Below are 14,541 nucleotides of genomic sequence, written 5' to 3'. Positions count from 1 at the left end.
CTGTCAGTCGACTATCGCGCGCAGCGCGGGCTTTTCCGGTGGCCCATGGAAGAGCAGTCGACTAACAGTCGACTCTACCGATTTCCGACGTTCCCTATTTCCGGCATTGCCGAGTCCCCACGTTCCCGGTCATTTCGCGGTCCTCCGACGCACCCAGTACCCCACGCCCAGCAGCACGAACCACACCGGGCTGGCGATCAACGCCTGGCGGGTGTCGGCCTGCAGGCTCAGCAGCACCAGCACGCCGGCAAAGAACACCAGGCAGGCCCAGCACATCGCAACGCCGCCGGGCATCTTGAAGATCGAGGCAGCGTGTCGCTCCGGGTAGCGACGGCGATAGGCCATGTAGGCCGCCAGGATCAGCGACCAGACGAAGATGAACAGCACCGTCGCCAGCGTCGTCACCAGGGTGAAGGCGGTCACCAGGTTCGGAATCAGGTAGATCAGCAGCGTGCCGCCCAGCAGGCACAGGCAGGAGAACAGCAGGCCACGGGCCGGCACGGCGGCGCGTGACAACTTCGACAGCCCGCGCGGTGCGTGGCCCTCTTCGGCCAGACCGTACAGCATGCGGCTGGTGGAGAAGATGCCGCTGTTGGCCGAGGACGTGGCCGAGGTCAGCACCACGAAGTTGATCAGGCTGGCGGCGGCGGGAATGCCGGCCAGCACGAACAGCTGCACGAACGGGCTCTTGTCCGGCACCACCTGGCGCCACGGGGTGACGGCCATGATCGCGATCAGCGCCAGCACGTAGAAGATGATGATTCGCACCGGAATCGAGTTGATCGCCTTGGGCAGGTTGCGCTCGGGGTCGGCGGTTTCGGCGGCGGTGGTGCCGACCAGCTCGATGCCGACGAAGGCGAACACCGCAATCTGGAAACCGGCGAAGAAGCCGACCAGGCCCATCGGGAACATGCCGCCGTCATTCCACAGGTTCGACAGCGACGCGGTGTGGCCACTGGGCGAGGTGAAGCCCCAGGCCACCAGCCCGGCGCCGGTAATGATCAGCGCGCAGATCGCCACGATCTTGATCAGCGCGAACCAGAATTCCATCTCGCCAAACAGCTTCACCGTTACCAGGTTCAACGACAGCAGCAGCATTACGCAGGCCAGCGCCGGCTTCCAGGCTTCAAGCCCGGGGAACCAGAACTGTGCGTAGGCAGCGATCGCGATCACATCGGCGATGGCGGTGACGATCCAGCAGAACCAGTAGGTCCATCCACAGAAGAACCCAGCCCAGGGGCCGAGCAGGTCGGTGGAAAAATCGATAAAGGATTTGTACTGCAGGTTGGACAGCAGCAGCTCGCCCATCGCGCGCATCACGAAGAACAGCATCGCGCCGATGATCAGGTAGACGAAGACGATGGACGGGCCGGCCAGGCTGATGGTCTTGCCCGACCCCATGAACAGGCCGGTGCCGATGGCACCGCCGATGGCGATCAGCTGCAGATGGCGGTTGGACAGGCTGCGGCGCAGGTGCTCCGGGGGCGTTGCGGGCTCGGTCATGGGCGTGGGAAAGGGCGGGCGAAGCGTCCGACGGTAGTCCTCTACTGCCCCGAGCGCCAGCGCCGGACGGCCCGATCACGTCAAACCTGGCCGCTTTCATCACAATGTGACCCAATACCGGATTCGTCCCATTCCACCCGGCCCGGCGCCATGCTCAGATAGCCGCATCTGCCCAAGGACCGGCCCCGCCCATGCTCCCTGCCCTGCCCGCCCCGCTGGAGCTCCGGCCATGAGCCGGCTGCGCGTGATCATCGGCGGTACCGCGCTGGCGCTGCTGGCTGCTGCGGTGCCGATCGCGGTCATGGCCTACGCCACCTGGGACCGCGCGATCAGCGTCGAACAACAACGGCTGCACGACATCGCCCTGCGCACCCTGCGCCGTTCCGATCTGTCCTACCACGAGGCGCTGGCCGCGCTGAAATCGGCCGAGGCCAGCACCACCTCGGGCTGCGACGACGAGCACATCCGGCGCATGCAGACGCTGGTGATGACCACGCCGTCGGCCGACCAGATGGGTTACTTCGAAGGCGGCAAGCTGCGCTGCACCTCATGGGGCCCGTTCCGCTCCGACGTGAACCAGCCCAGGGCCGACCATGTGACCAGTGACGGCGCCGGCATTGCGGTGGACGTGCGTCCCGAAGCCAGTGGCCGACGCCAGGTCCTGTCGATCCTGTATGGCAACTACGACGTGCTGGTCGATCCGCGCCGCTTCGTCGATGTCATCGTGGATCCGCATGTCCGCCTGGCGCTGGCCAGCCCGGATGGGCGCCTGCTGGCCAAGCAGGACGGCATGGACCCGGCACTGCTGGAGACCCTGCTGCGCAATCCCGGCGAAGGGCTGGACCAGAACACGCTCTACGCCACCGCCCGCAACCAGGAATGGCTGGCGATCGCCACCACGCCACGCACCGCGCTGGCCGCCACCTTCCGCCAGCAGGCCTGGCTGTTCGTGCCGCTGGGCCTCCTGCTGGCGGCCGCCGGCGCCGGGCTGGTGATCTGGCTGTCGCGGCGGCGCCTGTCACTGCGTGGCGAGCTGGCCACCGCCATCCGTCGCCGCGAGCTGTACCTGCATTACCAGCCGATCATCGAACTGGACACCGGCATCTGCGTTGGCGCCGAGGCCTTGATCCGATGGCAGCGCCCGGACGGCACCCAGGTGCGGCCGGACCTGTTCATTCCACTGGCCGAAGAGGCCGGCATGATCGCCGCGGTCACCGACCTGGTGATCGAGAACGTGGTGCGCGACATGCGCGAACTGCTGGTGGCCGACCGCAGCGCACATATCGCGATCAACCTGGCCGCCGAGGACATCAGCAGCGGCCGTGCCTTGCAGATGATCTCCAAGCACATGGCCGGCAGCGGCATCCTGCCGCAGCAGATCTGGATGGAGGCCACCGAGCGCGGCTTCCTCGACCTGGATCGCGCCCGCACGATGCTGGCGCAGGCACGGCGTGCGGGTCACAGCGTGGCCATCGACGATTTCGGCGTGGGCTTCTCCAGCCTGCAGTACCTGGAACAGCTGCCACTGGATGCGCTGAAGATCGACAAATCGTTCATCGATGCGATCGGCACCGAGAGCGCGACGAGCCCGGTGACACCGCACATCATCGACATGGCCAAGGAACTGGGCCTGTGGGTGGTGGCCGAGGGCGTGGAGACCGAGGCGCAGCTGGCCTACCTGCACAGCCGGCACGTGGAGTTCGGGCAGGGCTGGCTGTTTTCGCGCCCACTGCCCCGTGATGAGTTCGTGGCGTTCCACCACAAGCGGCAGCAGCGATATGGCGCGGCGCGGGAGCACATGCAGAATCCGCGCAGCGTGCCGATCGAGCGTGAGGGAGTGGAGTAGGACGGCGAACGGCGGAGCCCCTCGTGGTGGGTCGCGCCCGGCGGATCCATCAGTTGGGGCCGGGTGGATGGTCGCGCAGGGGGCGCTGCAAGTACGTCCATGTAAGCTCGGTCGCCGCATCCATGCGGCTCACGCCCCTGCGCAACCCACCCACCCGGCCACGGACACATTGCGGCGGCGTCCCGCCACGGAATCAACGGAAGAAGGCAAAAGCAAAGGCAAACGCGGGTCGCTGCGCTCGGTGGATCCACGCCATGCGTGGATGGCGGCGACCACGGTAGTGCCGGCCGCTGGCCGGCACCTCCGTAACGTTTGCTCTGGGCCTACGCCCAGGCCTTCGGCCGTGCCAGCAGCCACGCCACGCTCACCGCCAGCAGCAGCAACGGCAGCCATCCCAACTGGTTCGGGCCGCCCGCCTGCAGCAGCACACCACCCGCAACGCCACCGGCGGCGATGGCCAGGTTCCAACCAGTCACCAGCATCGACTGCGCCAGATCCGCGGCGGCACCGGCGCGACGTGCCAATGCGGTCTGGAACAACGTAGGCACCGCGCCGAAGGCCACGCCCCACAGGATCGTCGCCAGCAGCAGCGGCGTCGCTTGACCCGGCCACAACAGCAGGGTCAGCACCGGCACGATGAAACCGATCACCGCCGCCCACACCAGCGTGCGCAGATGACGGTCCACGCCCCAGCCGGCAATGCCGATGCCGGCGATGGCGGCCACGCCAAAGGCCAGCAGCAGGCGGTCCAGCCACGGGCCGGCACCCGCCTCCACCGCCAATGGTTCGATGTAGGTGTAGAGCACGTTGTGCGCCAACACATACAACACCATCACCAGCAGCGCGCTGCGCACGCCGGGCATGCGCCAGACCGCGCCCAGCGATGTGCGCTGGCCGGCACCGGCAGCGGGCAAGGCTGGCAGCGCCCAGCGCGCGTAGGCCAGCAGCCCCACGCCCAGCACGCTCATCAACGCGAACGCCCAGCGCCAGCCGATCTGCTGGCCCAGCAACGTGCCCGCCGGTACGCCCAGCGACAGCGCCAACGGCGATCCGATCATCGCCACCGCAATGGCTCGGCCCTGCAGCGACGGCACCACCATGCGCGCGGCGTAGCCGGCCACCAGCGACCACAGCAGGCCACCACTCACGCCGGCCAGGAAACGTGCGGCCAGGATCAGCGGATAACTGCTGCTCAGTGCGGTCAGCGTGTTGACCACCACGAAGCCAGCAATCGCAGCCAGCAACAAGGGGCGTCGCGGCAGGCGCTGGGTCAGCGCGGTCATCGGCAGTGCGGCCATCACCGAGCCAAGCGCATACACGCTGACCAGCTGGCCGACCGCCGCATCACTCACACCGAGGCTTTCGCCCATCGGCCGCAGTACACCGGCCGGCAGGGTCTCGGTCAGCAGGGTGATGAAGCCGCCGCCGGCCAGCGCCAGCAGTCCCGCCCACGGCAGGCGCGTGGCTTCACCGGCCGGGCTGGCCGCATCAATGACATGGCCGCTCATCGCTCGGTCTCCAGATCGGCGTACACCGCGTCACGCAGCTCATCAACGAAGGCACCGTCCATGCCTTCGTACAGGGTGTTGGTCAGCGCCACCACGCTCAGCCCGCGCGCAGGGTCAACGAACCAGCTGTGCCCGTAGGCACCGCCCCAGCGCCATGTGCCTGTGTTCTGTGGCGTGCCGCCGGCGGCAGCATCACGCAGCACCGCAAAGCCCAGGCCGAAGCCCCAGCCGGCCGGTTCCGGCGGCCCCTGCTCACCCACCTGCGGGGTGGCCATCTGCGCTGCCAGTGCGGGCGGTAACAGGCTTGAACGTTGCACATCACGCAAGGCCTCCAGCACCGCCATTACGTCATCGGCGGTACCGACCAGACCGGCCCCTGCCGAAGGGAAACAGCTGGCATCGGTGGCACGCGCGAGGCTGTACTCGATGCCGACGGTACCCTCGAACGGAGCGACCACCTCGCCTTCCTGAAGGCGATGCGGGTGTGGCGTGTCGGTGACATAGGGCGTGGCCAACCGTGCCGCGTTGCGCGCAGCAAAGGCTGTATCGCGCAGGCCCAGCGGTGCGGCCAGCAAGCGCTCGAACAGCACCTGCAGCGTTTCACCGGTTGCTGCTTCGGCCACCGCACCGGCCACATCCACGCCCAACGAGTACAGCCATTGGCTGCCCGGCGCGAACAGCAGCGGTGCCTGCGCGATGCGGTGCACGTTGTCGGCCAGGGAGAGCGGGTTCGCGTCCAGCCCATCGCTGACGCCGGCGCGTGCATAGGGGCCGTCGACGTCGGCCTCCAGGAAGCGGTAGCCCAGCCCGCTGCTGTGGCTGAGCAGCTGGCGCAGGCTGATCGCTGGCGTGCTGCCATCAGCCAGCGCCGGGCGGAAGTCCGGCAGCCAGCGTTGCACCGGAGCATCGAGGTCGAGCACGCCCTCGGCCACCAGGCGCAGGATCACCGTGGTCAGCAGCGGCTTGCTGACCGATGCCAGCCGGAACACCTGATCGCGCTGCATCAGCGTGGCCGACTCGCGATCGGCCAGTCCGGTCGCGCTGGCATGGCGCAGCACACCGTGCTCGCGCACCAGCACCACCGCACCGACCAGGCGCTGCGGGTGCACGTGCTGCAACAGCCGCTGCACCGATGGCAGCGTCGGCGTGGGTTCAAGGGAAGGAGCGGCATTCATCGCGGGAATCCGTGGGGAGAGGCCTGCCACGTTAGGCAGCGGGCGTCCGCGCAAAAAGCCGGTTGCCGCTCCGGGCATCATGGACCGTGCAGTCCGCAATCGGCATGATGGCCGGAACTGCAAGGCCGCAACGGTCCCGCGCCACCCCGCACCACAGCGTTGCGATGGCGGAGCCGCCCGCTACAGCCGCGCCGACCTACCCTGCCGCTTTCATTGCCCGCACGCCCATGTCAGTCCTGGACAACCTCGCCAATCTGCAGACCTTCGTGCACGCGGCTGATACCCGCAGCTTCGTCGAGACCGGGCGCCTGCAGGGCATCTCGGCCTCGGCCGCCGGCAAATGTGTTGCCCGGCTGGAGCACGCGCTGGGCGTGCGCCTGTTCCACCGCAGCACGCGCAGCATCACCCTCACCGCCGAGGGCCAGCTGTTCCTGGCGCGCTGCCGGCGCATCCTCGACGAGCGCGATGCCGCGCGCACCGAGCTGGCGCAGCCGCACGCCACGCCCCGCGGCACGCTGCGCATCGGCCTCCCGTTGGTGGGCGACCTGACCCTGCCGCTGATGGCCGAGTTCATGGCGGCCTATCCCGATATCCGCCTCGACCTCGATTTCAGCGATCGGCTGGTCGATGTCATCGAGGAGGGCTTCGATGCCGTGCTGCGCGTCGGCGAGCCCAGCGACTCACGCATGAACGCACGACGCCTGGGGGTGTTTCCACGCCGCATCGTCGCCTCGCCCGCCTACCTGCAGCGCCGCGGCACGCCGCGCACGCCGGCCGACCTGTTGCAGCACACGCTGCTGCACTACCGCTTCCCCAGCACCGGCAAGCTGGAACTATGGCCGATCCACTGGCCCGACCATGAAACCCCGCAGGAACTGCCGGTGCACATGGTGGCCAACACCATCGAAGCACGGGTAGCGCTCGCATTGCGCGATATCGGCCTGGCCTTCGTGCCGGTGCACTCGGTGCGCGATGCACTGGCCGACGGCCGGCTGGTGACCGTACTCGACGAGCATGTGCACTCCTGCGGCATCTTCCACCTGCTGTGGCCCTCCGGCCGCCACGTACTGCCGAAGCTGCGGGTGTTCATCGACTTCGTCAGCGCACGCCTTGAAACCGTGCCGTAGGCCGGTAGATCCGCGCTCGATGGCCGTGCCACGTAGGGTCGAGCTTGCTCGACTGCTCCTCAAAAGCAGTCCAGCAAGCTCGACTCTACAATTCGCATGCCCTGCGGGCGGTATAATCTCCCCTCATTCCTCCCAGAGGCTCGCGACCAATGCGCCATTGATGCCGCCGTCTTCCCACCAGACGGCCTGACTCTTCCCGCCCCTGCGCACAGGGGAGAACCCGGCATCCATGGAGGTCGCATGACCCCGCATTCCCTCACGCTCGATCGCGTGTCGTATCGATTGGCCGACGGCCGTCCGCTGTTTTCCGATCTGACGTTTTCCTTCGAACCGGTCGCTACCGGCCTCGTCGGTGCCAATGGCGCCGGCAAGAGCGTGCTCGCACGCCTGCTGGCCGGCCGGTTGCTGCCCGACAACGGCGAGGTACGCGGCAGTGGCCGCGTGTTCCTGTTGCCGACGCCCGGGTATCCACCCGCCGGCACGGTCGGTGAACTGGCCGGTGTCGGCGCGGAACTGGCCGCACTGCAACGCATCGAAGCCGGCAGCGTGGACGAGGCCGACTTCGCCTGCGTCGGCGACCGTTGGGATCTGCGCGAACGCCTGCAACAGCAATGGCGCGCGCTGCAGCTTCCCGACGACCTCGAACCCACCCAACCCGCGGCGCGCCTCAGTGGTGGCCAGGCCATGCAGGTCGCGCTGTCCGGCGCCTGGGCCAGTGGTGCCGATTGGCTGATTCTGGACGAGCCCAGCAATCACCTTGACGCACGCCATCGCCAGCAGCTGTACGAGCAGTTGCAGCAGTGGCGCGGTGGCCTGCTGGCGGTCAGTCATGATCGCGAGCTGCTGGCGCACATGCAGCAGATCGTCGAGCTCGATGGGCGCGGGCTGCATCGTTACGGCGGACCGTGGCAGCACTACGCCGATGCGCGCGCCGCCGAGCGCGAAGCTGCCGCCGCCCAGCTCGACCACGCGCGCGCCCAGCACCGGCAACAGCAACGCAGCGCGCGCGAACAGCACGAACGGCAACAACAACGCCAGGCGCGTGGCAATCGCGATGCGAAGCAGGCCAACCAGGCCCCGATCCTGCTCGGTCGGCAGAAGCAGCGCGCCGAGGCCAGCCACGGCCGTGCGCAGCAGGTGCAGGCCGAGCGCCTGCAGGCCAGCGCAGAGCAGCTGCGCGCAGCGGCATCCGCGGTGCACGCGGTGCCGGAATTGGCGCTGTTTGCTGGTGCGGGGGAGCGTGGCAGCACGCGCCTGCTTCAGGCCGAGGCGCTGGTGCTGCCACATGGCTGCAGTGCACCGTTGCAGCTGGAGATCCGCCGCGGCCAGCGCATCGCCGTGGTCGGTGACAACGGCAGCGGCAAATCGACCCTGCTGCGTGTGTTGGCCGGCCAGCTGCGTGCATGCAGTGGCACCGTGCAACGGCATGCGCCGCTGGCCCTGCTCGACCAGCAGCTGCTGGGGTTGTCCGGCGAGCGCAGCATCCTCGACACCGTGCAGGCCGCCAACCCGCACGCGGACCCAGGCGAGCTGCGCACGCGGCTGGCCCTGCTCGGGCTGGATGCACAGCGCATCCAGCGGGCAGCCCACAGCCTCAGCGATGGCGAACGCGTGAAGGGTGCGCTGGCCAGCGTGCTGTACGCCGATCCCGCGCCCCAACTGCTGCTGCTGGACGAGCCTGGTAATGCACTGGATCTGAGTGCGTTGCACGCGTTGGAAGAACTGCTTGCGGCGTGGCCGGGAGCGCTGGTGATGGTCAGCCACGACCGGCACCTGTTGCAGGCATTGCGACCGACGCAGGTGCTGCAGGTGAGCACCGGGGGTTGGCAGTGGCGTGACGCCTTGTAGATCCACCCCATGCGTGAATTCGATTCCGTAGAGTCGAGCCATGCTCGACTCCGCCATGTCGGCCATCCACGTGAGGGGTGGATCCAGCGCAACAGCAGCCGAGCGTCGGCTCGGCTCTACACGACCCGTTGGCTCAGCGCTTCCACACCGGGAACGCCTGCGGCAACTGCTGCCACAGCAATGGCCCCGCGCGCAGCTCCTGGTCGTTGAGCAGGCACGCATCCAGCTGCGCGCGCACGGCACGCTCATCCATGTGCACGCCGATCACCACCAGCTCCTGGCGACGATCCCCCCACAATGGGTGCCACAACCGTTGCATCGCCGAATGCGCGGCCGCATCCGGGAATTCTTCCGGCCCCGGCAGCGGCGCGCTCCAGCAGTCGGCCTGCTGCCGCGCCCACCCGAGGTCGCTGTAAGGCAGCGGTGTCGGCGGCAACAACGGCGCGGTGTCTTCCAGCCCGGCCCGCACGCGGTCACGTGCGGCGTACCAGAAGCCCGCCGCCTGCGTGCGCGTCGCAGCGCCCACCGTGTTCAGCTCGCCCACCCAATCCATGCGGTTGGCCAACCAGAACCAGCCCTTGCTGCGGATCACGCTGGGCATGCCGGACTGCAGTGCGCGGGCGAAGCGCGCCGGGTGGAACGGACGTCGCGAGCGATAGACGAAGCTGCCGATGCCGTACTCCTCGGTTTCCGGTGTGTGCTCGCCGCGCAGTTCCTTCACCCAGCCCGGCGCACGCTGCGCACGCTCCATGTCGAAGCGACCGGTATCCAGCAGCTCGGCCAGCGGCACATCGCCGAAGCTGGACAGCAGCAGCTTCGCGTCGCGGTTCAGACCACGCAGCACCGCCAGCGTGTCCTGCAGCACTTCGTCATCCACCTGGTCCACCTTGCTGACCACGATCACGTCTGCAAATTCGACCTGCTCGCACAGCAGGTCAACCACACCTCGGTCGTCATCCGGCCCGGCCTGCTGGCCACGCTCGGCCAGTCGCGACGTCGAGCCGAAGTCGGCAAGGAACGCGCTGCCGTCGACCACCGTCACCATCGTGTCCAGCCGCGCGATATCACTCAGGCTGAAGCCGTGTTCGTCGCGCACCGCGAAGGTGGCTGCCACCGGCATCGGCTCGCCGATCCCGGTCGATTCGATCAGCAGGTAGTCATAGCGACCGGCATCGGCCAGGCGCCGCACTTCCTGCAGCAGGTCATCGCGCAGCGTGCAGCAGATGCAGCCATTGCTGAATTCCACCAGCGTCTCTTCAGTGCGGCGCAGCTCGGCGCCACCATCGCGCACCAGCTGCGCATCGATGTTGACCTCGCTCATGTCGTTGACGATGACCGCCACGCGCAGGCCTTCGCGGTTGCGCAGGATCTGGTTGAGCAGGGTGGTCTTGCCGGCCCCCAGGAAGCCGGACAGCACGGTGACCGGAAGGCGACGGTCGGCGCGGGAAACAGTGTTCATGTCGGAGCGGGTTGGCTGCGGAACGGAAATGTTACTGTATAACAATTGTTGAGCAAGGAAACTCCCCCGATGAAGTCGCCTTCTGCCGCCCTGCTTGATGCCGGCGCGGTCGCCCTGTCCAGCCTGTGCCTGCTGCACTGCCTGGCGCTGCCCCTGCTTGCCGCCGCGCTGCCGCTGTTCGGCACCTGGGCCGAAGCGGAATGGGTCCACCTGCTGTTCGTGGCCATCGCCCTGCCGCTGACCGGCTACGCGCTGTGGCGGGCCGAGCGCCGTCACCCGCTGCCGGTGTTGGCCTGGGCCACCGCCGGCGGCGGGCTCGGCCTGCTGCTGGCCGGCGCACTGGCCCTGCCCTTGCATGAATGGGAAACGCCGATGACGGTCACCGGCAGCCTGCTGCTGGCCGCAACGCATATCTGGAACGCGCGGCACCGGCACGCAGGGTAGAGTCGACTGTTAGTCGACTCTCGCGCGAAGCGCGGGATCTCATGCCGCCTGGGCGAAGAGCAGTCGACTGACAGTCGACTCTCCCCCCCCCTCGGCCTATTTGCCGTACCGGCGCAGCAGCTCTACCAGCACCGCGGCCTCGTCCGCCCGCTGCTGCGGGTCATCGGCACCCACCACGTGTTCCTGCAGGTGCTCGTGCAGCAGCTCCATCAACAGGCTGTGGGCGGCACCGCGCACGGCGGCGACCTGCACCAGCACGTCCGCGCAGTCACCCGCTTCCCCCTCGGGCGTGTCCAGCGCCTGCTCCAACGCCGCCACCTGACCTGCGATGCGGCGCACCCGGGTCAGCAGCTGCTTTCGATTCCTGTGTACATGCGCCATGGCGGGATCATATACCCTATGGGGGTATCCACTCCAGCTCCCGCCACCATGCATTTGGACGCCCTCGCCGCCGCCCGTCGCCACGAACACCGCTTCGACGACGGCAACCCGCTGGCCGAACGCAATACCCGCCGCGCCCTGTGGCTCACCGTCGGCATGATGCTGGTGGAGATCGTCGGCGGCTGGTGGTTCAACTCCATGGCCGTGCTCGCTGACGGCTGGCACATGAGTTCGCACGCGCTGGCGCTGGGCCTCTCAGTGTTCGCCTACCGCTGCGCGCGTCGCTACGCGCACGATCCGCGCTTTGCCTTCGGTACCTGGAAGATCGAGATCCTGGCCGGTTACACCAGCGCCATCGCCCTGCTCGGCGTCGCCGCGCTGATGGCCGTGCAGTCACTGGAGCGGTTGTGGGTGCCGGCGCCGATCCACTACAACGAAGCCATCGCCATCGCTGCGGTCGGCCTGGGCGTGAACCTGCTCTGCGCATGGTGGCTGCACGACAGCCCGGGCCACGCGCATCACCACCACGGGCATGACCATGGCCATCCTCATGGGCATGACCACGAACACGGCCACGCGCACGGTCACGACCTCAACCTGCGCTCGGCCTACGTGCACGTGCTGGCCGACGCCGCCACCTCGGTGCTGGCCATCGTCGCCCTGCTCGGCGGCAAGCTGCTGGGCCTGACCTGGCTGGACCCGGTGATGGGCCTGATCGGTGCCGTACTGGTCACGGTGTGGGCGATCGGCCTGCTGCGCGACAGTGGCCGCATCCTGCTTGATGCGCAGATGGACGCACCGGTGGTGGCCGAAGTGCGCGAAGTGATCGAACAGGGCCCCTGGCCGGCGCGCCTGGCCGACCTGCACGTCTGGCAGGTCGGTCGCGGCAAGTACGCGGTCAGCGCCAGCGTGGTCACCAGTGATACCAGCCTGGATGCCGATACCGTGCGCAACGCACTGGCGATCCATGAGGAGCTGGTGCACGTGACGGTGGAGATCCACCGCAGCTGATTCTGTCCGACTGCCGTCGCACTTGTAGAGCCGAGCCATGCTCGGCTGCCGCCGGCATCAGCCGAGCGTGGCTCGGCTCTACAGTCAGAGCTTCAGCATCATCCGCAGCAGGTACATCAGCAGCGGCAGCGCGCTCAGCACCGCACCACCGATGCCGATCCACGGCCAGCGCTCGCCGCGCACGCGCGAAGCCACCGCCAGGCCGCAGCCCACCAGTGCCGCGCCCAGCACGCCCACGCCCAATCCCGCAGCCATGCCATTGCCGCCTGCGGCCACCGCCGCCTGCGCAGCGAGGCTGCCCGCGCCCCAGCCCACCACGATCCCCAGCCAACTGGCCATGCCGCACCACGGTGCCTTGCCCTGCGCCATCCGAAAACCCCTGTGTCCTTGCCGAATTTCTGTACGGACCACGCCCGTGTGCTGCCTACACTAGCCGCACCTGCCCCGTCGGGACATCCCATGCGCACGCTCCGCCTGCTGCTGCCCGGTGCCGTCCTGCTGCTCACCGCCTGCAGTGGCGATGCCGGGCTTCCTTTCAGCGCCGATCCGTTGCAGGGCTGCTTCGCCACCGGCGCGCGCAAACCGGCCGACTTCCGCATCGACAGGGAAGGCGTCCAGTACTTCGTCTCCTTCAGCCGCGGCGACCAGTGGCAGCGCGAGCCGAATGCCCTGCACAAGGCCACCCGCAGCGAGATCAGCCGCTACTTCCGCGATGACGCCGAGCAGATCGACAGCGCGTTGATCCGCATGGCTGGTGGCTTCGGCATCTTCCACTTCAACAAGGACGCGACGTTGAAGGGCAAGGCCAGTGATAGTGACTACATGGCGTTGATGCTGATCGGTGCTGGGCCGGTGTATGCGGTGAAGTGCCCGTAAGACGCAATGATTCTGATGGCGGCTCAGGGCACTATGGGCGCATCCTGTCTTCTTTGAGGAGCGATGCCAATGCTGCTGTTTCTGCTGCTTGCGGTAAGCGCGCCGAAGACCCAGGGTGCCTATGACGAAGTCCGGCAGCTGCCCGATGGCCAGACCCTGATCATGCGCACCCTGGACTGGGATCTCGGTGATGGTCGCCACGAGCGCGTTACCGTGCATTGGCTGCTGCAGGAAGACGGCAGCCTGCGCTACGACTTTGATCGGCAGCCACCGGAAACCCAGGACGTCCATCGTCGGTCGTGCGCGCTGCAGGGCATGCAGCCCTCGCGTGGCGTCAACATGATTTCAGGAGAAGGAGCCACGCACGGCTTCAGCTGCACCAGCCAGCGGTAGCGCCGAGCCCACGCTCGGCTCCTCCCGTCTACATCCACGCATGGCGTGGATCTACTGCAGCAGCCACACGTGGCCCCGGCAACAGCTGCGGTACCATGCCCTCCCCCGAACCGCCCCGGTACCCGCCGTGCCCCATTACACCGGCCCCCTGCTGACCCGCGACAGCGCTGACACCCTGCGCCGTGCCCATGACAAGGGCGCTGCCGAATGGCAGGGCTCGCTCGACCTCGGTCGCAGCGAGGACAGCGTGGCGCTGGATGCCGACGGCTTCCACTTCCGTGGCCAGCCCTACCCGTGGCCGGGCAAGCTGAAGGACCGCACGCTGTACTACTGGGACGGCGAGGACTTCGCACCGATCTCGCGTTACAGCGGTTCGCTGATCAAACTGGTGCCGACCGAATGGGGCGCACCGACCTTCGAGATCGACGGCATCAAGATGCTGCCGACCTCCAAACTGTCACCGTTCGAGGACGCGCGCCGCAAGGTCGAGCTGGTCGCCCCAGCCGGCAAGGTCATCCTCGATACCTGCGGTGGCCTGGGCTACTTCTCCGCCTGCGCGCTGGAGGCCGGTGTCGGCCAGATCCGCTCGTTCGAGAAGAACGCCGACGTGATGTGGCTGCGCACGCTCAACCCGTGGTCGCCGGATCCGGACTCGGCCGCGGCCGGTGGCCGCCTGCAGTTCCGCCACGGCGACGTCTCGCAGCAGATCGAACAGGTGGCCAGCAACAGCGTCGACGCCATCCTGCACGACCCGCCGCGCTTCGGCATCGCCGGCGAACTGTATTCACAGGTGTTCTACGACCACCTCGCCCGCGTCATCCGCAAGGGCGGGCGCCTGTTCCACTACACCGGTGCGCCGAACAAGCTGACCAGCGGCCGCGACGTGCCGCGTGAAGTGGCCAAGCGCCTGGAAAAGGCGGGGTTCAAGGCCGAACTGGCGCTTGACGGCGTGCTGGCCGTCAGGCGCTGA

At 67.9% G+C, this 14,541-nt stretch carries 14 protein-coding genes; 8 read left to right on the top strand and 6 right to left on the bottom strand.

Translation table 11 applies throughout. The features are described from left to right. Positions 1–129: 129 nt before the first annotated feature. Positions 130–1,503, bottom strand: a complete 1,374-nt coding sequence (gene cycA, locus FQS62_RS02245) for a D-serine/D-alanine/glycine transporter (RefSeq protein WP_088479651.1) — start codon at positions 1,501–1,503, stop codon at positions 130–132. 229 nt (positions 1,504–1,732) lie between these two features. Between cycA and FQS62_RS02240 the strand changes: the two genes are divergently transcribed. Next, positions 1,733–3,349 carry an EAL domain-containing protein gene (locus FQS62_RS02240; RefSeq protein ID WP_057499921.1) on the top strand — a complete coding sequence of 539 codons (1,617 nt, stop codon included), beginning with the start codon at positions 1,733–1,735 and terminating at the stop codon, positions 3,347–3,349. A 323-nt stretch (positions 3,350–3,672) separates the two neighbouring features. Here FQS62_RS02240 and FQS62_RS02235 read toward each other — a convergent pair whose 3' ends face one another. Together FQS62_RS02235 and FQS62_RS02230 are read right to left on the bottom strand one after the other, a co-directional pair. Next, the gene (locus tag FQS62_RS02235; RefSeq protein ID WP_208043611.1) at positions 3,673–4,857 is read right to left on the bottom strand and encodes an MFS transporter; all 1,185 of its coding nucleotides are present in this window, start codon (positions 4,855–4,857) and stop codon (positions 3,673–3,675) included. Then, a complete protein-coding gene (locus FQS62_RS02230; protein ID WP_208043610.1) occupies positions 4,854–6,032 on the bottom strand; it encodes a serine hydrolase domain-containing protein in 1,179 nt (392 codons plus the stop codon). The genes FQS62_RS02235 and FQS62_RS02230 overlap by 4 nt, the downstream gene beginning before the upstream one ends. 227 nt (positions 6,033–6,259) lie before the next feature. Between FQS62_RS02230 and FQS62_RS02225 the strand changes: the two genes are divergently transcribed. Next, the gene (locus FQS62_RS02225; protein ID WP_099490175.1) at positions 6,260–7,159 is read left to right on the top strand and encodes a LysR family transcriptional regulator; all 900 of its coding nucleotides are present in this window, start codon (positions 6,260–6,262) and stop codon (positions 7,157–7,159) included. A 240-nt stretch (positions 7,160–7,399) separates the two neighbouring features. Then, positions 7,400–9,007, top strand: a complete 1,608-nt coding sequence (locus FQS62_RS02220) for an ATP-binding cassette domain-containing protein (protein WP_088479465.1) — start codon at positions 7,400–7,402, stop codon at positions 9,005–9,007. 133 nt (positions 9,008–9,140) lie between these two features. On the opposite strand, the gene FQS62_RS02215 is transcribed toward FQS62_RS02220, so the two are convergent. After that, positions 9,141–10,466, bottom strand: coding sequence for a GTP-binding protein (locus FQS62_RS02215; protein WP_049449307.1), 1,326 nt, complete (start codon positions 10,464–10,466; stop codon positions 9,141–9,143). Between the two features lie 69 nt (positions 10,467–10,535). Here FQS62_RS02215 and FQS62_RS02210 point away from each other — a divergent pair, with 69 nt between their 5' ends. Beyond that, positions 10,536–10,910 carry a MerC domain-containing protein gene (locus FQS62_RS02210; RefSeq protein WP_049449309.1) on the top strand — a complete coding sequence of 125 codons (375 nt, stop codon included), beginning with the start codon at positions 10,536–10,538 and terminating at the stop codon, positions 10,908–10,910. A gap of 96 nt (positions 10,911–11,006) precedes the next feature. On the opposite strand, the gene FQS62_RS02205 is transcribed toward FQS62_RS02210, so the two are convergent. Next, the gene (locus FQS62_RS02205; RefSeq protein WP_049449310.1) at positions 11,007–11,291 is read right to left on the bottom strand and encodes a metal-sensing transcriptional repressor; all 285 of its coding nucleotides are present in this window, start codon (positions 11,289–11,291) and stop codon (positions 11,007–11,009) included. Between the two features lie 48 nt (positions 11,292–11,339). Here FQS62_RS02205 and dmeF point away from each other — a divergent pair, with 48 nt between their 5' ends. Next, positions 11,340–12,302 (top strand): CDF family Co(II)/Ni(II) efflux transporter DmeF, encoded by a 963-nt coding sequence (dmeF, locus tag FQS62_RS02200; protein ID WP_154348424.1) that lies wholly within the window; start codon positions 11,340–11,342, stop codon positions 12,300–12,302. A gap of 84 nt (positions 12,303–12,386) precedes the next feature. On the opposite strand, the gene FQS62_RS02195 is transcribed toward dmeF, so the two are convergent. Beyond that, entirely contained in the window at positions 12,387–12,671 is a 285-nt protein-coding gene (locus tag FQS62_RS02195) for a hypothetical protein (RefSeq protein ID WP_208044070.1), read from the bottom strand. A gap of 90 nt (positions 12,672–12,761) precedes the next feature. On the opposite strand from FQS62_RS02195, the gene FQS62_RS02190 reads away from it, so the two are divergent. From FQS62_RS02190 to FQS62_RS02180, 3 genes are all read left to right on the top strand, one after another. Continuing rightward, complete coding sequence (locus FQS62_RS02190; RefSeq protein ID WP_208044069.1) at positions 12,762–13,178, top strand: hypothetical protein; 417 nt, start codon at positions 12,762–12,764, stop codon at positions 13,176–13,178. A gap of 69 nt (positions 13,179–13,247) precedes the next feature. After that, entirely contained in the window at positions 13,248–13,571 is a 324-nt protein-coding gene (locus tag FQS62_RS02185; RefSeq protein ID WP_059036103.1) for a hypothetical protein, read from the top strand. A 127-nt stretch (positions 13,572–13,698) separates the two neighbouring features. Further along, a complete protein-coding gene (locus FQS62_RS02180) occupies positions 13,699–14,541 on the top strand; it encodes a class I SAM-dependent methyltransferase (protein ID WP_154348421.1) in 843 nt (280 codons plus the stop codon).

Origin of the sequence: Stenotrophomonas sp. SBJS02, from assembly GCF_020428325.2 — a bacterium.
GTDB lineage: Bacteria > Pseudomonadota > Gammaproteobacteria > Xanthomonadales > Xanthomonadaceae > Stenotrophomonas > Stenotrophomonas africana.
The sequence above is the reverse complement of the archived record's forward strand: the minus strand, read 5'-3'. Positions and strand labels throughout refer to the sequence as shown.